Source organism: Streptomyces marinisediminis (assembly GCF_026262575.1).
Lineage (GTDB): Bacteria > Actinomycetota > Actinomycetes > Streptomycetales > Streptomycetaceae > Streptomyces > Streptomyces marinisediminis.
Window position 1 is genome coordinate 164457 of sequence record NZ_JAPKFL010000007.1, and the last position, 19671, is coordinate 184127.

A 19671-nucleotide genomic window follows, 5' to 3' on the forward strand; every position below is an offset into this window, starting at 1 on the left:
GCGGACGGGACTCGCCCGGAGTGCGCGGGACCGGCCCCGCGCCCGGACGAAGCGGAGCCCTCCGGGCCGGAGGAAGCGGAGCCCGGGGGTGGACGGAACCGTCCCCGGCCGGGCGGAGCCCGCCCCGGGGCGGGACGGAACCAAGCCCACGGCCTACGGAACCGGGCCCCGGGGCCCACGGCCGGACGGCGTCGGCCGGGCCCCGGTCGCGGGGTCGACGCGGGCCGGGTCCGGCACCCGCGTCGGCCGACGGCAGCCGGCCACCGACGGCGCCGGCCACCGACGACGCCGGCCAGACGGCGCCGGTCGCCGACGGCCGTCAGCCGCCACGGCCGTCAGTCGCCGTCGGCCGTCAGTCGCCGTCGGCCTCGGGGTCCGGCAGTTCGCCGACGCGGTTCTCCCACTTGGTGGAGAGCACGATCGTGGTCCGGGTGCGCGAGACGCCCTCGGTGCCGGACAGGCGGCGGATCGTGCGCTCCAGCCCGTCCACGTCGGTGGCGCGGACCTTGAGCATGTAGGAGTCGTCGCCCGCGATGAACCAGCAGTCCTCGATCTCCACCAGCTTGCGCAGCCGCCCGGCCACGTCCTCGTGGTCGGTGGCGTCGGTGAGCGAGATGCCGATCAGCGCGGTGACGCCCAGGCCCAGGCTCGGGGCGTCGACGGTCGCGCGGTAGCCGGTGATGACCCCGGCCGCCTCCAGGCGGTTGATCCGGTCGGTGACGCTGGGCCCGGAGAGGCCGACGAGCCGACCCAGCTCCGCGTAGGAGGCCCTGCCGTTCTCCCGCAGCGCCTGGATGAGCTGTCTGTCCACCGCGTCCATGCGTCCGCTGCCTTCCACTGCGTTGCCCGTGCGTCCTTACGCAATGAGAATCTAAGCCATCGGCGCCTCAGCGCCTGCGAGGTGTTCCCTCGTGGGCCCCCGCGCACCCCGCGCGGGGACTCCCCGCCAACCCGGCGCGCGGGCCCGGGACGGCGCCGTGCGCGGGCCCGGGACGCCCCCGTGCACGGGGCGTGCGCCCGGCGTCGCGCGCTGGACGATCACCCCGCGCGCCCCCGCTCGGGCCACCGCCCCGGCGTCACCCCTGCCCCGCGCCCAGCTCCCCCGACCAGCGGCGGTAGAGCGTGTGCGGGACCCCGACGGCGTCGAGCGCGCGACCCGCGACGAAGTCCACGGCGTCCTGGATGTGCCGCGCCCCGGCGTAGAAGGCGGGCGAGGCGGGAAGCACCACCGCGCCCGCCTCGTCCAGCGTGACCAGGTGCCGCAGCGTCTGCCCGTTCAGCGGCGTCTCCCGCACGGCCACCACCAGCGGCCGCCGCTCCTTGAGCGTGACGCTGGCCGTGCGCTGGAGCAGGTCCTTGGACAGCCCGAGCGCCACCCCGGCCACGCACGCCGTGGAGGCGGGGACGATGAGCATGCCGCGCGCCGGGTAGGAGCCGGAGGACGGGCCGGCGGCCAGGTCACCGGCCGACCAGTGGCGCACGTCCGCCACGCCGACCTCGCCGAACGCCTCGGGCGAGCCGTCGGCGCCCCGGGCCAGCCAGCGGCGCAGGTCGTCGGCCCAGTGGGCGTCGCGGAAGGGGTGCCCGGTCTCGTCCAGCAGCGTCAACCGCGCGGCCCGGCTGACCACCAGGTCCACGGGTTCGCCGGCCGCGAGCAGGGCCCGCAGCACGGCGGCGGCGTAGGGCGTCCCGGAGGCTCCGGAGACGCCGACGATCCACGGGCGGCGCTCGACGTCGGTCACCCGGTCGAGCCTACGGCCCCGGCGGGCGGGCGCTAGCGTGGCCCTCGGCGCGCGTCCCGGCGCGCCGAGCCGCGCCGCCGCAGCCGGGGCGCCCGCCGAGCCAGGGAGCACGCCATCGCCACGCGCACCGACACACCGCGCCGCCCGCGCCGGGCCCCCGTGGTGACCGGCGTCGTCGCCGTCGCCGTCTGCGTCGCCCTCCTCGTCGGCGGCGCGGTGGCCTGCCGGGCGACGGAGCAGGTCACCACGGCGATGCGCGTCGCCGCCGCCGTCGAGCGCCTCGGCGCGCGCGACGCGGTGTCCGTGACCGCGCGTCTGGACGCCTCGCCGCGGCGGATCGAGCGCTACCTCGCCCACCGCGCCGGGCCCCGGGCGCAGCCGTGGCGGCTGCGGGAGCAGGCCCGGCTGCTGGCCGACCTGGAGTTCGCCGCCGCCGTGCGGGCCGACGGGCCCCTGCGCGAGCTGCCGGACTCCGCGCGCCTGGAGACCGCCGCCGCGCTCAACTTCGGCGGCCGGGACGTGCTCGGGGTGAAGTCGGTCGGCGACGAGCTGTACGTGCGCGTGGGCCTGGAGGCGCTGGCCACGGAGGTCGGCCACCGCGGGCCGGTGCTGCGGCACGCCCCGGAGCTGGAGGAGCTCACCGACGACCTGCCCTCCTCGCTGCACGTGGCGCAGTCGGCGCTGCGCGGCCGGTGGGTGCGGGTCGACCCGGCGGCGTTCGGGGAGTTCGCGGAGGTGCTGGGCGGCGAGTCCGGCGAACCGGCCGAGCGGCTCACCCGCTCCACCTCCGTGCTGACCACCGCCGACGTGCAGCGGCACCTGGCCGACGCGGTGCGCGCCACGCTGACCGGGCACGGCTCCGTGCGCGACGGCGGCACCCGGGACGGCGCCGAACGCGTCACCGTCACGCTGCCCGCCCGGGACGCCGCGCTGAGCCTGGCCGCGGCCCTGCGGCCCATCACCCACCGGCTCGGGGACCCGGACCTGACCCGGCTGGAGCACGCCCCCGACCACCGGGTGGACCTCGACCTCGCCCTCCGCCACGGCGCGCTGTCCACCCTCACCGTGGACCTCGCCCGCCTCGACCCGGACGCCCCGGCGGACGCCGGCCCGCTGCCGCTGCGCCTGGAGTTCGCGCCGGGCGAGGTCACCCGGGTGGCCGCGCCCGGCGGCGCCCGCGAGCTGCACCCGCAGGACCTGCTGGCCGCCCTCACCTACGCCACCCTGCGTGAGCCGGAGCTCTCCTCCCTGCTGCACACGTTGCGTACGCTGGAGCTGTAGCAGTCGGCGGTGGTGCACAGGGGGTAGGGATGGCGTACGGACCGAGGGGCACGGGCGCGCCCGCGTCCCGCCGCTCCCGGGCGGTCACGGCGGCCACGTTCATGCTGTCCTGGGCCGCGCTCCTGTGGCTGCTGGCCGCGTTCGACACCGCGAACGGGATGATCGTCGGCGAGTACGGCATCGAGCCGCGCCAACTCGACGAGCTGCTCGACATCTTCCCGGCCGCGTTCCTCCACTTCGGCTGGGACCACGTGGCCGCCAACACCGTGCCCCTGGTGATCTTCGGCTTCCTCGCGGCCGTGCGCGGGCTGGCCCGGTTCATCGGCGTGGTGCTCGTCATCATCGTCGTCAGCGGGCTCGGGGTGTGGCTCACCGCCCCCGGCGGCACGAACACCGCGGGCGCCTCCGGCGTCGTCTTCGGCCTGTTCGGCTACCTGCTGGTGCGCGGGTTCGTCGAGCGCGACGCGCTGGACATCACCGTCGGCGTCACCGTGCTCCTGCTGTACGGCTCGATCCTGTGGGGGGTGCTGCCCACGTCCTCCGGCGTCTCCTGGCAGGGCCACCTCTTCGGCCTCGTCGGCGGCGTCCTGGCCGCGTTCTGGCTGCGCCGCACCCCCGCGCGCCGCGCGCCGCGCCAGGGCATCGGCCCCAGCCCCTACAGCTGACGGACGGCCGCGCGGCCCCGGGGGTCCCGCGCCGGGGGCCGCTCCCCCGGCGCCGCCAGGAACGGGGCGAGGTGGGGCAGGGCGTCGGCGGCGAAGGGGGCGGCGTCGGCGGCCGCGAGGTCGTGCGCGGTGTAGACGCCGTACCCCGCGGCGGTGCTCACGCTGACCGTGGCCAGGCCCAGCCGCCGCTGGAGGAGCGACTGCCGGACGCGGACCCCGCTCACGGCGTCCCGGCGCAGCGCGGACGTCGCCCGGCTGACGGCTCCGGAGCGCAGAACCAGGTACCGCCCGCTGACGGCGTGGCCCAGCGCGCGGTACCCGGCCTCCGCGAGCAGCGCCCCGGGGAGCAGCAGGGCCAGGGCGCCGAGCCACCAGGTGGCGGCGGGCAGCGCGGTGGTGGCGGCGAGCCAGTACAGGACGAGCGCGCCGGCGGCGGCGACGGCGGCCGCCCAGCACAGGCGGCGGCGCCGCGCGGCCGCGGGGTGCGGCGCCAGGCGTGCGGCGAGGGGGCTGACCGGCTCGGCCAGCACGGCGTCCGCGACCCGCCGCGCCACCCCGCGCGGGCCGCGCGGCAGGACGGTGGCGGCGACGCTCCAGCGGGACAGGCCGGTGGTGATGACGGAGGTGTCCGTCACCCCCGCCCACCGCCACAGCAGCGGCTCGGAGAGGGCGACGCCGCGCAGCCGGGCGTCGTCGCGGGTGATCTCGCGGGTCTTCAGCAGCCCCTGCGTGGTGCGCAGGGCGGTGCCGTTCTCGGTGGGGACGCGTTCGAGCCGGAAGTGGGCGTGCTCGGTGAAGTAGGCCCCGGCCATGCCGAGGAAGCCGAGCAGCCCCACGGCGGCGAGCACGACGAGGGCGGTGCGCCAGGGGCCGAGCGCGTCCCAGTCGGCGAGGCCGCCGACCCACCCGCCGGGGTCCGCGCCGAACATCGTCGCCGTCCAGTACGCGCCCCACAGCAGCCCCGCGGCCATGACGTAGGCCCACACGTTCACCATGTTGTAGAAGACCCACGTCCAGCGGAAGCGCGCCAGCGTGGCGAGGGCGTCGGGGGGCCCGGCCCCGTCCAGCAGGTCGCGGCGGAGCGCGAGGGCGGCGTCCAGCGAGAGCGCGTCCAGGGTGAGCGCGGACTCCCCGGCGGTGTTCACCTGCCCGGCGCCGATGGTGACGCGACGCAGCCCGGCCAGCCGCCGCAGCAGGCGCGCGTCGGCGTCGACGCTGCGGATGCGGTCGCGGCGCACCGAGCGGTGGCGGACGACGAACAGCCCGGTGCGCCGCTCGACGTGCTCGGCGGTGACCCGGTACCGGGTGCGGGACCAGCGCACGAGGTCGGCGACGGCGCTCACCGCGCCGAACGCGGCCACCCCGAGCAGGGGCCACACGGTGTCGGCGTCCACCCCGACGACGACCAGCGCGACGAGGGCCGGGAGCTGGGCCAGGACGAGGCGCAGCGCGTCGACCGCCACCATGCGGCGGTCCAGGCGCAGCCAGGGCGCCTCGGGCGCGGACCCGCTCACGTGGCGTCCCCCGGGGTGCGCTGGGTGAGCGTGTTGAGCCGCTCGGCCGCCTCCTCGGCCACCGCCGGGGCGAGCCCGCGGACGCGGACGGCGCCGCTGGAGGAGGCGGTGGTGACGACGAGGGTGGACAGGCCGAGGAGCCGCTCCACCGGCCCGCGCGTGGTGTCCACGGTCTGGATGCGGGAGACGGGCGCGACGCGCCACTCCCGCACCACCCAGCCGCCGGCGGCGTAGACCGACGCGTCGGTGACCTCCCAGCGGTGGACGGCGTACCGCACGCCGGGCATGACCAGGGCGTGCAGCACGCCGAGCCCGGCCACCACGGCCAGCAGCGGTCCGGCCCACGGGCGGGCGTCCGGCCACAGCAGGTGGACGAGGGTGGGCGGCGCCGCGGCGGCCACCGCGCCGCCCACCGCGCGCACCGCCCACAGGGCGATGGTGCGACGCTCCACGCGGTGACGGGGCGGGCGCAGGCCTATCCCGTCCGGTACGGCATGAGTCAGCATGGGACACAGTGTCCCATAGCAGAACAGCATGCGCCACGGTCGTACGCCGCACTCCCGTGATGGCACAGCGGTCTATCCTCGTCCCATGCCCCGACCCGCGTCCCCGCCCCCCGGAACCACGGCACGGACGCGGCGGGCCATCCTGGACGCGGCCCTCGCCGTGCTCACCGAGGACCGCACCGCCTCGCTCAGCGAGATCGCCAGGGCCGCGGAGGTCGGCCGCAGCACCCTGCACCGCTACTTCCCCGACCGGGCGGCCCTGGTCTCCGCGCTGTTCGAGGACGCCAGCCAGGCCACCGCCCGCACGATCGAGGAGGCGGCACTCGACCGGGGCACCCCCGCCGAGGCGCTCCGCCGCCTCGTGCCGGCCCTGTTCGAGCTGGGCCCCCGGGTGAACTTCCTGTTCAACGAGACGCAGGTCACCGACGCCACCTGGGACACCGAGGCCTGGGAGAAGGCGCACTGGCCGGTCGGCGCCCTCTACGAACGCGGGCGCGCGCAGGGCTACTTCGACACCGGAATCGACGTCGACTGGTTCATCCGCTGCCTGTGGTACCTGACGTCGGCGGGCTGGGAGGCGATGGGCGAGGGCGTCCTGGCCAAGCACGAGGCCGTCGCCCGCGTCACCCGCACCCTGGAGCGCGGCGTCCTCCTGCGCGGGGAGTGAGCCCCCACCCGCCCCACCGGCCCGGGCCGCGGCAGACGCCCGAGCGGACGCCGAAGCGCCGGGCGACCCCGCCCGAGAGGGCCCACCGCAAGGTTCCGCTGCGCGACGCGTTGACATGAGAGCGCTCTCACGCGACGCTGGCGACGCCTCGACCCCATCCCCCCCCCCCCACGAGGAGGAACGGATGCGCCCCCCACGCAGACTGCTGGCATCCCTCGCCGCCGCGGCGGCCGTCGCCGCGGGCGTGCTCACCGCGGGCCCCGCCGCTCCGGCCGCGGCCGAACCCGCGGTCGCCGCCGCCGCGGACACCATCCCGCTGACCCTCACCAACGACTCCGGCCGCGCCGACCCGGTGCACGTGTACGTGATCGGCACCCAGCTCTCCACCGGACGGCAGGGCTACGCCGACGCCGACGGGACCTTCCACCCCTGGCCCCGCGGCGCCACCCCGCCGGTGCCCGCGCCCGACGCGTCGTTCCCGGGCCCGGCCGACGGCCGCTCCATGACGCTGCGGCTGCCGAAGTTCTCCGGCCGGGTCTACTTCTCCTACGGGCGGAAGCTGGACTTCCGGCTGGCCGACGGCGGCCTGGTCCAGCCCGCCGTGCAGAACCCGGCCGACCCCAACCACGACACCCTGTTCAACTGGACCGAGTACACGCTCAACGACGCGGGCCTGTGGATCAACTCCACCCAGGTGGACATGTTCTCCGCCCCGTACACCGTCGGCCTGACCGCCGCCGACGGCACCACCGAGGAGACCGGGCGGCTCCGCCCCGGCGGCTACCGGGCCGTCCTGGACGGCCTGCGCGCCCAGGGCGGCGGCTGGGAGAACCTGGTCCGCACCCGCGCCGACGGCACGGTGCTGCGCGCCCTCTCCCCCGGCCACGCCGTCGGCTCCGGCATCCTCCGCCCGGACGTGATCGACGACTACATCGACCGCGTCTGGGCGAAGTACCGGCACGAGACGCTGACCGTGACCCCCTTCGCGCACGACCCCGGCACGAAGTACCACGGCAGGGTCGACGGCGACCGCATGCACTTCACGGACGCCTCCGGGTCCGTCGTCACCTCCTTCGCCAAGCCGGACGCGGACTCCGTCTTCGGCTGCCACAAGCTCCTGGACGCCCCCAACGACCAGGTGCGCGGCCCCATCGCCCGCACCCTGTGCGCGGGCTACCACCGCACCACCCTGCTCACCAACAGCCACCAGCCCGACAGGGACGCCTCCGGCTTCTACCGAGACCCGGTGACCAACCACTACGCCCGCCTGATCCACCAGCAGATGCGCGACGGCAAGGCGTACGCCTTCGCCTTCGACGACGTCGGCGCCCACGAGTCCCTCGTCCACGACGCCGCCCCCCGCAACGCCCACATCACCCTGACCCCCTTCGACTGACCCCCGGCCCGCCACGGGACGGCAGCGACACCGGCCGCGCGCGCAGCACGTACCGCGCGGTGACGTCCCCGAAGACGACGTCCAGCGGCCGGCAGGCGATCAGCGCGCCCAACGCGGCCCGTTGACGTCCCGGCTCCAGCACCCAGGCCCGCATCCGACCGGACACCCCCGCGTCCCCGTCGGAGTCCGGGCGCGGGCGCAGGGCCCCGGGCGGCGCCCACCAGGCGCCGCCCGGCTCGGGTTCCAGCCGGTCCGCCAGTCGCCACGCCTGCGCACGGAGCCAGTTCAGCGCCCCGTCGGGCGTGCGCGTCTGGCACGCGCCGAGGACGACGGCCACCCAGTCCCCACGCACAGCCCCCTCACCCACGACCTGCGTCCAGTAGCGGGTGACGCCCCGCCTCACCGGCCCAGCCTTTCCAGGTGCTCCCGAACCGCCCGCAGCCACTCCGCGACCCTGCGGGCCAGCTCGTCAGCCGAGATCCGGGGCGCCCGCCCCCGCTCACTCACGCCCCGCCTCCCCGGTCTCCGGCCCGGCGCACCGCCCGGCGTGCCTCCGCATCAGCACGACGCAGTCGGTGACCGCCGACCAGTCGCCGACCGCACGCGCCGCCGCCATCCGCGCACGGAGTTCCGCGCACGTGGCACAGCCGCTCACGAGGCGGCCGCCTGGCGCAGCGCGGCCGCGAGCTCCCGGGCCGCGTCGGGCAGCGCCCCACCCAACTCCACGAGCCGCACCGGACCGTGCGCCGGGGAGTCCCACACCCGCTCGTCCACCCGCACGCCCGGCAGTCCCACACCAGCCTCGCGGCACGCCCGCCGCAACTCCTCCGCCGCCGACTGCGCGTCGGCCAGCCGTCCTTCAGCGATCACCACGGCCACTCCTCGCTACGCGCGCACCCCTCGCCGGGCCCGCTCTTCGTAGTCAATTGGTGACCGTCGAAGCCCAGCCGCCTAGCGCATTGAGCACCTTGAGCCATGCCGCTAAAGTGGGTCACTGGATGGCTACCCTTAGTATGCAACAGTTGTGGGAGGTCAGAGCACTGGACGAAACCTTCGGTCACAGGAGCTTGAATCCACTTCAGCGCTTCGGGCTTGACGTCCGACAAGTACGGTTGGCACGGCGGATCACGCAAAGGCATCTGGGCAGGGCCACCGGCTACTCGGAGGCGTACGTCAGCCTGGTGGAGACCGGGAAGCAAAGGCCAAGCCCACGGTTCGCCAAGGGGTGTGACATGGCCTTCGGCACCGGGGAGTTGTTCAGCAGCCTCCTGCACCGCATCGAGGAAGGCGATCATCCGAGTTGGTTCTGGCCCTACCTGGAACTGGAGGGCAAGGCGTCCGGCATCCTGGACTACTCGGTGACGAGCATCATGGGTCTGCTTCAGACTGAGGAGTACGCTCGCGCCATCTTCCGCGCCGGATATCCACGGGCATGCGCCGAGATCGTCCGAGGCAAGGTGGAAGCACGCTTGGCACGCCGCCACGTACTCGATGAGACCAGTGCCCCGACTGTGTGGGTCGTGCTGCACGAAGCGTGCCTGCGCACGGTGGTAGGCGGGCCGGAAGTGATGGCCGAGCAACTCGCCTACCTCGTGGAAGCCGCTGACTCACCACAAGTCGACATTCAGGTCATCCCGTTCTCGGCCGGTGCTTCCGCGGCGCACCTGGCGGCCTTCACGCTTCTCACGTTCGACTCGTCGCCCACCGTCCTCTACTCAGACGGGCCGTCGGGCGGAAAACTGTACGACCAAGCGGACACCGTAAGCGCAGCCCTGGAAGACTATGATCGTTTGAGAGCCAACGCACTGTCCCTGACGAGTTCCCGCGCCCTCATGCTGTCCGTAATGGAGGAGTACCGCCATGAGCACTGAACCGAACCTCGTGACCACCGAGTGGATCAAGTCGTCCTACAGCGGGTCGAACGGCGGACAGTGTGTCGAGGTCTCGCGTGGCCTCCTCGCACACGGCGTCGTGCCCGTGCGCGACTCCAAGCGGCACCACGGCCCCCAGCTCACCCTGCCCGCCCCCGAGTGGGCCGCCTTCGTCAGCGCCCTGCGCGACGGCGGGCTCACCGCCTGAACTGTCAGCGTCCGGGAACGAACGCACTGCCCCGGACGGCGTCACGCCGCCCGTGCTGGAGGAGTACCGCCATGAGCGCTGAGCCGCTTCACACCGCAGCGGAGTGGATCAAGTCGTCTTACAGCGACGGAGACGGCGGACAGTGTGTCGAGGTCTCGCGTGGCCTCCTCCCACACGGCGTCGTGCCCGTGCGCGACTCCAAGCGGCGCCACGGCCCGCAGCTCACCCTCCCCGCCGCCGAGGGGGCGGCGTTCGTCGGCGCGTTGCGGGGCGGGGGGCTCACCGCCTGACGGGGTGGGGGGTCACAGGGTGAGGCCGCGCGTCGCCAGGTCGGCGAGGGCGCAGGTGAACAGGGCGATGCCGATGAAGCCGTTGACCGTGAAGAAGGCGCGGTTGAGGCGGGAGAGGTCGCCGGGGCGCACCAGGGAGTGCTCGTAGACGAAGGCGACCGCGACGACGGCCAGGCCCGCCCAGAAGAACGCCCCCGCGTCCGTGAGCAGCGCGTACCAGGCCAGCAGGGCGAGCGTGACGACGTGGCTGGCGCGCGCGCCGTACAGGGCCGCGGCGATGCCGAAGCGCGCGGGGACGGACTTCACGCCCTGCGCGCGGTCGGCGGCCACGTCCTGGCAGGCGAAGATGAGGTCGAAGCCGCCGATCCACACGCCCACCGCGAAGCCGAGGACGACGGCCTCCCAGGACCAGGCGCCGGTGACCGCGAGCCAGGCGCCGATCGGGCCGATGGCCTGCGCGAGCCCGAGGACGGCGTGCGGGAAGTTGGTGAACCGCTTGCCGTAGGGGTAGACGACCATCGGCACGACGGCCAGCGGGGACAGCGCCAGGCACAGCGGGTTCAGCAGGGCGGCGGCGGCCAGGAAGACGGCGAGCGCGACCGCCGAGCCGGTCCACGCGGTGCGCACCGACACCGCTCCGGTGACCAGTTCGCGCCCCGCGGTGCGCGGGTTGCGGGCGTCGATCTCGCGGTCGATGATCCGGTTGGCCGCCATCGCGAACGTGCGCAGCGACACCATGGCCACGGTGACCAGGAGCAGCGTCCACCACCGCACGGAGCCGCCGTGCAGGAACATCGCCGTCAGCGCCGCGATGTAGGCGAACGGCAGCGCGAAGACGGAGTGTTCGATCAGCACGAGGCGCAGGAAGGCGCGCACCTTCCCCGGGGGCCGCGTGGCGTTCCCGGCCGCGGAGCTCACAGGCCGTACTCCCGCCAGCGCCGGTCGACCTTGGCGGCGGTGCCGGGGTCGGAGACGACCATCTCCGGCCAGCCGCGCGCGTAGCCCTCCTCGGGCCACTTCCGGGTCGCGTCGATGCCCGCCTTGCCGCCCCAGAACTGCTGGTAGGAGGCGTGGTCGAGGTGGTCCACCGGGCCCTCGACGACGGTGAGGTCGCGCGCGTAGTCGGTGTTGCCGAGCGCCCGCCAGGCGACTTCGTGCAGGTCGTGCACGTCGCAGTCGGAGTCCACGACGACGATGAGCTTGGTGAGGGACATCATGTGCGCGCCCCACACCGCGTGCATCACCTTCTGCGCGTGCTTGGGGTACTTCTTGTCGATCGAGAGGATGGCGCAGTTGTGGAAACCGCCCGCCTCGGGCAAGTGGTAGTCCACGATGTCCGGGATGATGATCTTCAGCAGCGGCAGGAAGAAGCGCTCCGTGGCCCGGCCCAGCGGCCCGTCCTCCGTCGGCGGGCGCCCGACGACGATCGACTGGAGCAGCGGGCGCCGGCGCATGGTGACGCAGTCGACGGTCAGCGCCGGGAAGTCCTCCTGCGGCGTGTAGAAGCCGGTGTGGTCGCCGAACGGGCCCTCCGGCAGCGTCTTCCCCGGCTCCAGCCAGCCCTCGACGACGACCTCGGCCTGCGCGGGCACCTGGAGCGGCACCGTCTTGCAGTCGACCATCTCCACGCGCCGGCCCTGGAGGAACCCGGCGAAGAGGTACTCGTCGATGTCCCCGGGCAGCGGGGCGGTGGAGGCGTAGGTGACGGCGGGCGGGCAGCCGAAGGCGATGGCGACGGGCAGCCGCTCGCCGCGCCGCGCGGCCACCTGGTAGTGGTTGCGGCTGTCCTTGTGGATCTGCCAGTGCATGCCGATGGTGCGCCGGTCGTGGCGCTGGAGCCGGTACAGGCCCAGGTTGCGCACGCCCGTCTCCGGGTCCTTGGTGTGCGTCAGGCCCAGGTTGAAGAAGGAGCCGCCGTCCTCGGGCCAGGTGAACAGGGCGGGCAGCGCCTCCAGGTCGACGTCGTCACCGGTGAGCACGACGTCCTGGACGGGGGCCTCCTTCACCTTCTTCGGCGGGACGTGCGTCATGCCGGCGAGCTTGCCGAACGCCTCGCGGAAGCCGACGAAGCCCTGCGGCAGCTCGGGCTTGAGCAGGCCGCCGATGCGCTGGCTGATCTCGTCGTAGGAGCGCAGGCCGAGCGCCTTCAGCAGCCGCCGGTCGGTGCCGAAGACGTTCATGGCCAGCGGCATCGCCGAGCCCTTGACGTTCTCGAAGAGCAGCGCCGGGCCCCCGGCCTTGTTGACCCGGTCGGTGATCTCGCCGACCTCCAGGTACGGGTCGACTTCGGCCGTGATCCGCTTGAGGTCGCCGTCGCGCTCCAGGGCCCGCAGCAGCGAGCGGAGATCGTCGTATGCCATACGTGCCAGTATCCGGTACGGACGCGGGCGGGTGCGGCGGGGCTCCGTTTAGGCTGGCGGTACCGCCGTCCCGTCCGCGATACACCTGGGGGCTGACCCGCATGCTGAGGTATCTGCCGTTCCTGCTGATCCTGGCAGTGTGGATCTACGCCTTCATCGACGTGCTGAACACGCGCGATGAGGAGGTCCGCAAGCTGCCGAAGCTGGCGTGGGTCTTCATCGTCCTGCTGTTCGGCCAGGTGCTGGTGGGCCCGCTGGCCTGGTTCATCGCCGGACGGCCGCGCCGCAACGCCCCCTACGGCGCCGTCCGCGCCGACGAGCGCCGCTGGGTCGCGCCGGACGACAACCCGAACTTCCTGAAGTCCCTCGGCGACCCCGGCGGGCGCCGCTCCCCGGATCCCGAGGAGCCGCCCGCCTCCGGCGACGCCCGCGACACGGGCCCGGAGGACCCGCCGAAGGGACGCTGACCCGGCCGCGCGCCCGGGGGACGGCCCCGGCCGCCGGCCACGCGGGCCCGCTCGGCCGGGACCGCGCCGGGCCCGGGCGCCGTCGCCCGCCCGCGCCGTCGCCCCGGTGTCGTGCGTCACCCCGCCCCGCGTCGGGGCGGGTCCGCGGGCCGCCGCGGAGCGGTTCGGCGGACGGCGCCGGGGGCGGCCTCACCAGGAGCGTCGCGCAGGGGCGACGCTCCGGCGCGCGGTGTCGCGCGGGGGCGGCGTAACAACGGGGCAAAGCCCGGGGATTTTCGGAACCCGGGCTCGGCGTGTAGACCTCTTGGGCAGTGCACGACCGTCCGCACAGGCGAAGGGGTACGTATGGACGGGGTCTCCCGGCGCAAGCTGCTCACGTGGGGCGCCGCCGCGACGGCGCTCGGAGTGGCCGGCTGCACCCGGCCGTCGGAGGGCGACGCGCCGCCCGGCAAGGGCGCGTCGGGACCGGAGCCGAGTCCGAGCCCGACGGTGACGCCGATCGGGGACGGGTCGACGGCCGACACCGGGCCGCAGCCCAACCAGCCGCCCGCGCCGCGCCCCCTGGAGCCCGGCGAGCGGCCGCCCCAGTTCGTCGTCTTCTCCTGGGACGGCGCCGGAGAGGTGGGCAACGGGCTGTTCCCGCGCTTCCGGAAGGTCGCGCGGGACCACGGCGCGGCCATGACGTTCTTCCTCTCCGGCCTGTACCTGCTGCCCGAGAGCAAGCGGAACCTCTACGACCCGCCCGGCAACCCGCGCGGCGCCTCCGACATCGGCTACCTGGACGACGACAACATCCGCCGCACCCTGCAGAACCTGCGGGCGGCGTGGCTGGAGGGCCACGAGATAGGCACCCACTTCAACGGCCACTTCTGCGGCGGCAGCGGCTCCGTCGAGCACTGGACGCCGCGGCAGTGGCGCTCGGAGATCGAGCAGTCGGCGGCGTTCGTCAAGGAGTGGCGCACGAACACGGGCTTCACGGAGCTGGAGCCGCTGCCGTTCGACTACGACACGGAGCTCATAGGCGGCCGCACGCCGTGCCTGCTCGGCCAGGAGAACCTGCTGCCGACGGCCGCCGAGCTCGGCTGGCGCTACGACGCCAGCTCCCCGGGCGGGCTCCAGGTCTGGCCCGCGAAGAAGCAGGGCGTGTGGGACCTGCCACTCCAGTCCGTGCCCTTCCCCGGGCGCTCGTTCGAGGTGCTGTCGATGGACTACAACATCCTCGCCAACCAGTCCAAGAACAGCACGCAGGGCCCCGTCGCGCACCACGCCGCGTGGCGCGAGGAGGCCGTCGGCGCCTTCACCCAGGGCTTCGAGCGCGCCTACGAGACCAACCGCGCACCCCTGTTCATCGGCAACCACTTCGAGGAGTGGAACGGCGGCATCTACATGGACGCCGTCGAGGAGGCCGTCAAGCACATGGCCGACGGCAGCCGGCGCGACGTGCGGCTGGTCTCCTTCCGCCAGCTCTGCGACTGGCTGGACGTCCAGGACGAGGCCGTCCTCACCAAGCTCCGCGCGCTGGGCGTGGGCCGGGAGCCCACCGGTGGCTGGACGTCCTACCTGTCCTGAGGAAAACCGTTTCCCTTTCGGCACCCGGACCCGTAAGGGTGCTGCCATGACGACGACCACCCCGCACGACCCACGACCCGTCCCCCCGCCGCACGCCGACGAACGCACCATGCTGGAGTCCTGGCTGGACTTCCACCGCGAGACGCTGGCGCTCAAGTGCCGCGGCGTCACCGACGCGCAGGCGCGGACGGCCAGCGTCGAGCCCTCCGCGCTCACCCTGCTCGGCCTCGTCCAGCACCTGGCCACCGTCGAGAGGCAGTGGTTCCGCGCGGTGCTGGCCGGAGAGGACGCGCCCCGGCTGTACGAGGGCGAGGGGGAGGGCTACGGCTTCACCCTCGTGGAGGGCCGCGGGCTGCCGGAGGCGCTGGCCGACTGGCGCGCGCAGATCGCCTACGCCCGCAAGGCGTGCGCCGCCCGCACGCTGGACGACGGCGGCACGGTGAGCGACCGGGCGGCCGAGGTGCTCGGCGCGTCCACGGTCAGCCTGCGGTGGATCTACCTGCACATGATCGAGGAGTACGCGCGCCACAACGGGCACGCGGACCTGGTGCGCGAGCGCGTCGACGGCGTCACCGGTTCCTGAGCACCGGCGCCCGCCGCACCGGGCGCCCGCCGCCGGGCCGCGCGCGGCCCGGCGGCGGGCGTCACAGACCCGAGTAGGAGTGCAGCCCGGGCACCAGCATGTTCACGCCGTAGTAGTTGAACAGCCAGCAGGCGAACGCGGCGAGGGCCAGGTAGGCGGCCTTGCGGCCCTTCCACCCGGCGGTCGCGCGGGCGTGCAGGTAGCAGGCGTAGGCGGCCCAGGTGATGAAGGACCAGACCTCCTTGGGGTCCCAGCCCCAGTAGCGCCCCCACGCCGCCTCGGCCCAGATCGCCCCGGCGACGATGGTGAACGTCCAGAACGGGAAGACGGCCGCGTTGACCCGGTAGGCGAACTTGTCCAGCGACGCGGCGGACGGCAGCCGCTCCAGCACCGAGGTGGCGAACGCGCCCGGGCTCCCGCCCCGCTCCAGCTTCCCCTCGTACCGGTCGCGGAAGAGGTACAGCACCGTGCCGACGGCGCCGAGGTAGAACAGCGCGCCGCAGCCGATGGCCAGCGAGACGTGGATGACCAGCCAGAACGAGTCCAGCGCGGGCGGGAGCTGGTCGCTCTCGGTGTACAGGACGGTCGTGGCCAGGCCCAGGTCGAGCAGGACGGTGGTGACCAGCGGCAGGCCGATCCAGCGCACGTTCTTCCTGGCGACCACGAAGGCCAGGTAGGCGCCGACGGCCACCATCGAGAACGTCGTGGAGAACTCGTACATGTTCGCCCACGGCACGCGCTGGACGGACAGGCCGCGCGTGACGACACCGGCGGCGTGGATCAGGAACGCCAGCACGGTGAGGGCGAGGGCGATGGTGCCGTAGAGGTCGCCCCGGGCGTCGCCGGCCGCCGCCCCGGGCCCGTCGGGCACGTCGGCGCGGGCACTGCCGGAGCGGGTGACGACCGCGGGCCTGTCCAGGACGGCGGTGCCGCCGCCCGCGGCGGCCCGCGCGGAGCCGCCGGCCGCCGCGCCCCGGCCCGCGGGGGCGGCCCCTGCGGACCGCGCGGGGCTCAGCGCCTCCGCCGTGCGGGCCACCCTGCTCCGCGAGCCGAAGACCCACTCGGCGATGTGGCCGACGAAGGCCAGGACGTAGACGGCCATGGCGGAGTAGATCAGCACGGTGCTGAAGTCGGCCAAAGCCTGGTTGTTCGCCGCGGCGAGGTTCACGGTTCGCTCCTTGGGCGCTCATCGGCGGGCTGGGCGGGGACGGTGCGCGGCGCCGCACCGGCGGCGTCGGACGCCGGGTCGGCGGCGTCGGCACCGGCGGCGGCACCGGACTCGGCGGCGTCGTCGGCGTCGGAGGCGGAGGCGGCGGCGGAGGCGGAGGCGGCGGACGCCTCGCCACGGGCGTCGGACCCGGCCTCCAGCACGGCGTCGGACCCGGCGTCGGACCGGGCCGCGCGGGCGGTCAGGCGCTCGGCGAGCGTGCCGAGCTCCTCCGGGAGCCGGGCGGACTCGCTGCGGCCCAGCCCGGCCAGCTCGACCACGGTGCGCCCGTCGGCTCCCGCCCGGGCGCGCACCCACACGCGCCGCCGCTGGATGAACAGCGAGGCGGCCAGCCCCGCGATCGCGGCGAGGGCACCGCCCAGGGCCCAGCCCGTCGCGGGCTTCTCGGAGATCTGGAAGGACGCCCAGCGCTCGATGCGCTCGAACTTCAGCGTCCCGGCGCCGTCCGGCAGTTCCAGCGACTCGCCGGGCAGCAGTGCTTTGCGCAGGATGTCGCCGCTCTCGTCCTGGAACGGCTCCATGTTGGTGTCGTCGAGCTGGTAGACGCTCTGCGGGAGGCCCGCGTCCACGCCGAGGTCGCCGTGGTAGGCGGACAGCGAGAGCACCGGGTAGTTGAGCGCGGGGAAGGTCGAGTGCGGGCCGCGCCGGTCGTCGATGCCGAAGGTGGGCGTGAACAGGCCGATGAAGCCGAGCTGGTCGGGCTCGCCGTCGGCGTCGCGGTAGTCGGTGACCTTGATGACGCCCTGCGCGGTGCCGTTGTCGTCCTGCGGGATGAACGGGACGGGCCCGCGGTAGGCCAGCTCGCCCTGCCCGTCGCGGACGGTGACGACGGGGGCGTAGCCGTGGTTGAGCAGGTGCACGCGCGAGTCGCCGATGGCCAGCGGCTTGTTGACCTCGATGGTGTCCTGGTGCTCCGCCCCGTCGAGGCTGTCCCAGTAGGAGACGTCGGCGCGGAAGTCGCGCGGCGTGCCCTTCTGCGGCCCGGACGGCTCGAAGGCGGAGTGGAACTCCTCCAGGGTGAAGCCGAAGGTGCCCAGGTCCTCGTAGTCGTAGAAGGGGCCGGAGCGGATGTCGTCGTACTGGGTCAGCGTGTTGCTGAACGAGTGGCCCTGGACGACGAGCTTGCCGCCCTCGACGTACCAGAGCTGCCCGACGGCGAAGGCCACCAGCATGACGATGAGCGCCAGGTGGAAGACGAGGTTGCCGGCTTCCCGCAGGTACCCCTTCTCGGCGGCGACGGAGTCCGCGCCGCCGTCCCCGCCCGCGACGCGGAACCGCCTGCCGCGCAGCAGGCCGCGCGCGGCGTCCAGCACCTCCTCGGGCGGGGCGTCGGTGTGCCAGGTGGCGTGGGCGGGCATCCGGTCCAGGCGGCGCGGCGCGCGCGGCGGGCGGGAGCGGAGCTGGCCCACGAACTGCCAGGTGCGCGGCACGATGCAGCCGATGAGCGAGACGAACAGCAGCAGGTAGATCGCGGAGAACCACACCGAGCTGTAGACGTCGAAGAGCTGGAGCGCCTCGTAGACGTCCGCGAGCGTGGGGTTGTTCTCCTTGAACTCGGCCACCTGGAACTCGTCGACGCCGTTCTGCGGGATGAGCGACCCGGGGACGGCGCCCAGGGAGAGCAGCAGGAGCAGCAGCAGCGCCACGCGCATGGACGTGAGCTGGCGCCAGAACCAGCGGGCCCAGCCCAGGACGCCGATCCCGGCGGCGCCCCGCTCACCGGCGCCGCCCGTGGGCTCCTCGGCGGGGGTCGTCGTCAGCTCGGCCCGGGCCGCGCGCGCGTCGGCGTCGGCCGCGCGCGCGTCGGCCGCGCCCGCCTCGGTCCCGCGCGCCTCAGCCGCGCCCGCCTCACCGTCGGCCACGCCCGCCCGGGCGTCCTCGCCGCGCGTGCCGACGTCGGTGCTGTCCACGTGACTCATGCCTCAGATCCCCACGGTGAAGTCCGCGGACCACACCTGCAGCTTGTAGACGATCTCGTTCCAGATCCCCGTGACCAGCAGCACGCCCACCGCGACGAGCAGCCCGCCGCCGACGCGCATCACCCAGGCGTAGTGCCGCTTGACCCAGCCGAAAGCTCCCAGCGCCCGCCGGAAGGCGAGCGCCGCGACGACGAACGGCAGGCCAAGACCGAGGCAGAACACCACCATGAGCAGCGCGCCCCGGCCCGCGCTGGCCTCGTTGTAGGCCAGCGCGTTGACGGCCGCGAGCGTCGGCCCGATGCACGGCGTCCAGCCCAGGCCGAACAGCAGGCCCAGCACCGGGGCGCCCAGCAGGCCCACGGTGGGTTTGCGGTGGATGCGGAACTCGCGCTGCCGCAGCCAGGGCAGCGCGCCCATGAAGGACAGCCCGAGCACGATGACGAAGACGCCCAGCACCCGGGTGATCGTCTCCTGGTACATCAGCAGGTGGTCACCGACGTAGCCGAAGGCGGCCCCCGTGGAGACGAAGACGGCGGTGAAGCCGAGCACGAACAGCAGCGCGCCGCCCACCATCCGGCCGCGCCGCGCCTCGGCCAGATCGGAGCCGCCCACGCCGGTGACGTAGGAGAGGTAGCCCGGCACGAGCGGCAGCACGCACGGGGAGAAGAAGGAGACCAGGCCCGCGAGGAGCGCGATCGGCAGCGCGAGCAGCAGGGCCCCGGACAGGACGGTGTCGTTGGTGTCCGTGACGGCGGCGAGCAGGTTCATGGGTGACCCCGCTCACTTCTCCGCGAGGACCGGCTCGATGATGCCGCGCAGGTCCTCTTCCGAGAGCGGCTTCAGCGCGCGCACCGCGATCCGCCCCTCCCGGTCGATGACCAGCGTGGACGGGATGGCTCTGGGGTTCAGGTTGCCCTTGGGGAAGTGGAGGACCATCTTGCCGCTGGGGTCGAAGAAGCTCGGGTACTCGATGCCGTAGCCCTCGTCGTACTTCCTGGCCATGACGACGTCGAGGTCCCGGGTGTTGATGCCGACGAACTCCACGCCGTCGTCCTTGAGCTCCTTGGAGACCTCGGCGAAGTGGGGGGCCTCGGCTCGGCAGGGCGGGCACCACGAGCCCCACACGTTCATGACGACCACCTTGCCCCGGTAGTCGGTGAGCTTCAGCTCCTGGCCGTGCAGGTCCTCGCCGACGAGGTCGGGGGCCTTGGGGCGCTGGTCCTCGGGCAGCGTGCTGATCTCGCCGGTGCCCTGCACGTAGTTCGTTCCGTTGCCGGAGGAGACGTCGTCACCCTCGCAGGCGGTCAGCAGGAGAGTCCCGGCCACGGCGGCGGCCAGCGGGGTGGCAACGCGGCGTGTGAAGCGGCCCCGGAGGGCGCGGCGGATGCTCATGTGAAAAGTTTCG

General features: G+C 74.2%; 22 protein-coding genes. 10 read left to right on the top strand and 12 right to left on the bottom strand.

The genetic code is table 11. From position 1 onward, the window contains the following. Positions 1-352: 352 nt before the first annotated feature. Complete coding sequence (locus tag OSB71_RS08310; RefSeq protein WP_265945930.1) at positions 353-820, bottom strand: Lrp/AsnC family transcriptional regulator; 468 nt, start codon at positions 818-820, stop codon at positions 353-355. Between the two features lie 256 nt (positions 821-1076). Continuing rightward, positions 1077-1742, bottom strand: coding sequence for a UbiX family flavin prenyltransferase (locus tag OSB71_RS08315; protein WP_265945932.1), 666 nt, complete (start codon positions 1740-1742; stop codon positions 1077-1079). 162 nt (positions 1743-1904) lie between these two features. On the opposite strand from OSB71_RS08315, the gene OSB71_RS08320 reads away from it, so the two are divergent. Beyond that, entirely contained in the window at positions 1905-3023 is a 1119-nt protein-coding gene (locus tag OSB71_RS08320; protein ID WP_265945934.1) for a hypothetical protein, read from the top strand. Positions 3024-3052: 29 nt separating this feature from the next. Continuing rightward, entirely contained in the window at positions 3053-3688 is a 636-nt protein-coding gene (locus OSB71_RS08325; protein WP_265945936.1) for a rhomboid family protein, read from the top strand. Here the strand turns inward: OSB71_RS08325 and OSB71_RS08330 are convergent. Together OSB71_RS08330 and OSB71_RS08335 are read right to left on the bottom strand one after the other, a co-directional pair. Next, positions 3679-5202: a PH domain-containing protein gene (locus OSB71_RS08330; RefSeq protein WP_265945938.1), complete on the bottom strand. Its 1524-nt coding sequence runs from the start codon at positions 5200-5202 to the stop codon at positions 3679-3681. The two genes, OSB71_RS08325 and OSB71_RS08330, sit on opposite strands and share 10 nt — an antisense overlap. After that, on the bottom strand, positions 5199-5708 hold the full coding sequence (locus OSB71_RS08335) for a PH domain-containing protein (protein ID WP_265945941.1): 510 nt from the start codon (positions 5706-5708) through the stop codon (positions 5199-5201). The genes OSB71_RS08330 and OSB71_RS08335 overlap by 4 nt, the downstream gene beginning before the upstream one ends. Positions 5709-5793: 85 nt before the next feature. On the opposite strand from OSB71_RS08335, the gene OSB71_RS08340 reads away from it, so the two are divergent. Together OSB71_RS08340 and OSB71_RS08345 are read left to right on the top strand one after the other, a co-directional pair. Further along, positions 5794-6375 (top strand): TetR/AcrR family transcriptional regulator, encoded by a 582-nt coding sequence (locus tag OSB71_RS08340; RefSeq protein ID WP_265945943.1) that lies wholly within the window; start codon positions 5794-5796, stop codon positions 6373-6375. A gap of 184 nt (positions 6376-6559) precedes the next feature. Continuing rightward, entirely contained in the window at positions 6560-7771 is a 1212-nt protein-coding gene (locus tag OSB71_RS08345) for a glycoside hydrolase family 64 protein (protein WP_265945945.1), read from the top strand. On the opposite strand, the gene OSB71_RS08350 is transcribed toward OSB71_RS08345, so the two are convergent. Both OSB71_RS08350 and OSB71_RS08355 read right to left on the bottom strand, forming a co-directional pair. Beyond that, complete coding sequence (locus OSB71_RS08350) at positions 7749-8174, bottom strand: hypothetical protein (RefSeq protein WP_265945947.1); 426 nt, start codon at positions 8172-8174, stop codon at positions 7749-7751. The two genes, OSB71_RS08345 and OSB71_RS08350, sit on opposite strands and share 23 nt — an antisense overlap. 248 nt (positions 8175-8422) lie before the next feature. Continuing rightward, positions 8423-8644: a hypothetical protein gene (locus tag OSB71_RS08355; RefSeq protein ID WP_265945950.1), complete on the bottom strand. Its 222-nt coding sequence runs from the start codon at positions 8642-8644 to the stop codon at positions 8423-8425. 140 nt (positions 8645-8784) lie between these two features. Here OSB71_RS08355 and OSB71_RS08360 point away from each other — a divergent pair, with 140 nt between their 5' ends. From OSB71_RS08360 to OSB71_RS08370, 3 genes are all read left to right on the top strand, one after another. Beyond that, the gene (locus OSB71_RS08360; RefSeq protein WP_265945952.1) at positions 8785-9642 is read left to right on the top strand and encodes a helix-turn-helix domain-containing protein; all 858 of its coding nucleotides are present in this window, start codon (positions 8785-8787) and stop codon (positions 9640-9642) included. Beyond that, positions 9632-9850 (top strand): DUF397 domain-containing protein, encoded by a 219-nt coding sequence (locus tag OSB71_RS08365; RefSeq protein WP_265945954.1) that lies wholly within the window; start codon positions 9632-9634, stop codon positions 9848-9850. Before OSB71_RS08360 ends, OSB71_RS08365 begins: the two co-directional genes overlap by 11 nt. 71 nt (positions 9851-9921) lie before the next feature. Further along, the gene (locus OSB71_RS08370) at positions 9922-10140 is read left to right on the top strand and encodes a DUF397 domain-containing protein (protein WP_265945956.1); all 219 of its coding nucleotides are present in this window, start codon (positions 9922-9924) and stop codon (positions 10138-10140) included. Positions 10141-10152: 12 nt separating this feature from the next. Here the strand turns inward: OSB71_RS08370 and mqnP are convergent, their stop codons facing one another. Then, entirely contained in the window at positions 10153-11058 is a 906-nt protein-coding gene (mqnP, locus tag OSB71_RS08375; protein WP_265945958.1) for a menaquinone biosynthesis prenyltransferase MqnP, read from the bottom strand. Then, positions 11055-12500: a menaquinone biosynthesis decarboxylase gene (locus OSB71_RS08380; protein ID WP_265945960.1), complete on the bottom strand. Its 1446-nt coding sequence runs from the start codon at positions 12498-12500 to the stop codon at positions 11055-11057. Before OSB71_RS08380 ends, mqnP begins: the two co-directional genes overlap by 4 nt. A 101-nt stretch (positions 12501-12601) precedes the next feature. On the opposite strand from OSB71_RS08380, the gene OSB71_RS08385 reads away from it, so the two are divergent. The 3 genes from OSB71_RS08385 to OSB71_RS08395 all read left to right on the top strand — a co-directional run bounded on the left by OSB71_RS08385 (position 12602) and on the right by OSB71_RS08395 (position 15119). Then, a complete protein-coding gene (locus OSB71_RS08385) occupies positions 12602-12967 on the top strand; it encodes a PLD nuclease N-terminal domain-containing protein (protein ID WP_265945962.1) in 366 nt (121 codons plus the stop codon). A gap of 345 nt (positions 12968-13312) precedes the next feature. Further along, positions 13313-14536, top strand: coding sequence for a polysaccharide deacetylase family protein (locus OSB71_RS08390; protein ID WP_265945964.1), 1224 nt, complete (start codon positions 13313-13315; stop codon positions 14534-14536). A gap of 46 nt (positions 14537-14582) precedes the next feature. Then, the gene (locus OSB71_RS08395) at positions 14583-15119 is read left to right on the top strand and encodes a DinB family protein (RefSeq protein ID WP_265945966.1); all 537 of its coding nucleotides are present in this window, start codon (positions 14583-14585) and stop codon (positions 15117-15119) included. 61 nt (positions 15120-15180) lie between these two features. On the opposite strand, the gene ccsB is transcribed toward OSB71_RS08395, so the two are convergent. From ccsB to OSB71_RS08415, 4 genes are read right to left on the bottom strand one after another with little or no spacing between them, the layout of a single operon-like run. Next, on the bottom strand, positions 15181-16287 hold the full coding sequence (gene ccsB, locus OSB71_RS08400) for a c-type cytochrome biogenesis protein CcsB (RefSeq protein WP_265945969.1): 1107 nt from the start codon (positions 16285-16287) through the stop codon (positions 15181-15183). Next, entirely contained in the window at positions 16284-18266 is a 1983-nt protein-coding gene (resB, locus tag OSB71_RS08405; RefSeq protein ID WP_265945971.1) for a cytochrome c biogenesis protein ResB, read from the bottom strand. The genes ccsB and resB overlap by 4 nt, the downstream gene beginning before the upstream one ends. Positions 18267-18269: 3 nt before the next feature. Then, on the bottom strand, positions 18270-19034 hold the full coding sequence (locus tag OSB71_RS08410) for a cytochrome c biogenesis CcdA family protein (protein ID WP_265945973.1): 765 nt from the start codon (positions 19032-19034) through the stop codon (positions 18270-18272). Between the two features lie 12 nt (positions 19035-19046). Next, the gene (locus OSB71_RS08415; RefSeq protein ID WP_265945975.1) at positions 19047-19658 is read right to left on the bottom strand and encodes a TlpA family protein disulfide reductase; all 612 of its coding nucleotides are present in this window, start codon (positions 19656-19658) and stop codon (positions 19047-19049) included. Between the last annotated feature and the right edge of the window lie 13 nt (positions 19659-19671).

Excerpts from the sequence above, each read along its gene's own strand:
- OSB71_RS08310 (WP_265945930.1), bottom strand. The coding sequence starts at position 820 with ATGGACGCGGTGGACAGACAGCTCATCCAGGCGCTGCGGGAGAACGGC.
- OSB71_RS08325 (WP_265945936.1), top strand. The coding sequence starts at position 3,053 with ATGGCGTACGGACCGAGGGGCACGGGCGCGCCCGCGTCCCGCCGCTCC.
- OSB71_RS08335 (WP_265945941.1), bottom strand. The coding sequence starts at position 5,708 with ATGCTGACTCATGCCGTACCGGACGGGATAGGCCTGCGCCCGCCCCGT.
- OSB71_RS08340 (WP_265945943.1), top strand. The coding sequence starts at position 5,794 with ATGCCCCGACCCGCGTCCCCGCCCCCCGGAACCACGGCACGGACGCGG.
- OSB71_RS08345 (WP_265945945.1), top strand. The coding sequence starts at position 6,560 with ATGCGCCCCCCACGCAGACTGCTGGCATCCCTCGCCGCCGCGGCGGCC.
- OSB71_RS08360 (WP_265945952.1), top strand. The coding sequence starts at position 8,785 with ATGCAACAGTTGTGGGAGGTCAGAGCACTGGACGAAACCTTCGGTCAC.
- OSB71_RS08365 (WP_265945954.1), top strand. The coding sequence starts at position 9,632 with ATGAGCACTGAACCGAACCTCGTGACCACCGAGTGGATCAAGTCGTCC.
- OSB71_RS08370 (WP_265945956.1), top strand. The coding sequence starts at position 9,922 with ATGAGCGCTGAGCCGCTTCACACCGCAGCGGAGTGGATCAAGTCGTCT.
- OSB71_RS08380 (WP_265945960.1), bottom strand. The coding sequence starts at position 12,500 with ATGGCATACGACGATCTCCGCTCGCTGCTGCGGGCCCTGGAGCGCGAC.
- OSB71_RS08385 (WP_265945962.1), top strand. The coding sequence starts at position 12,602 with ATGCTGAGGTATCTGCCGTTCCTGCTGATCCTGGCAGTGTGGATCTAC.
- OSB71_RS08390 (WP_265945964.1), top strand. The coding sequence starts at position 13,313 with ATGGACGGGGTCTCCCGGCGCAAGCTGCTCACGTGGGGCGCCGCCGCG.
- OSB71_RS08395 (WP_265945966.1), top strand. The coding sequence starts at position 14,583 with ATGACGACGACCACCCCGCACGACCCACGACCCGTCCCCCCGCCGCAC.
- resB (WP_265945971.1), bottom strand. The coding sequence starts at position 18,266 with ATGAGTCACGTGGACAGCACCGACGTCGGCACGCGCGGCGAGGACGCC.
- OSB71_RS08410 (WP_265945973.1), bottom strand. The coding sequence starts at position 19,034 with ATGAACCTGCTCGCCGCCGTCACGGACACCAACGACACCGTCCTGTCC.
- OSB71_RS08415 (WP_265945975.1), bottom strand. The coding sequence starts at position 19,658 with ATGAGCATCCGCCGCGCCCTCCGGGGCCGCTTCACACGCCGCGTTGCC.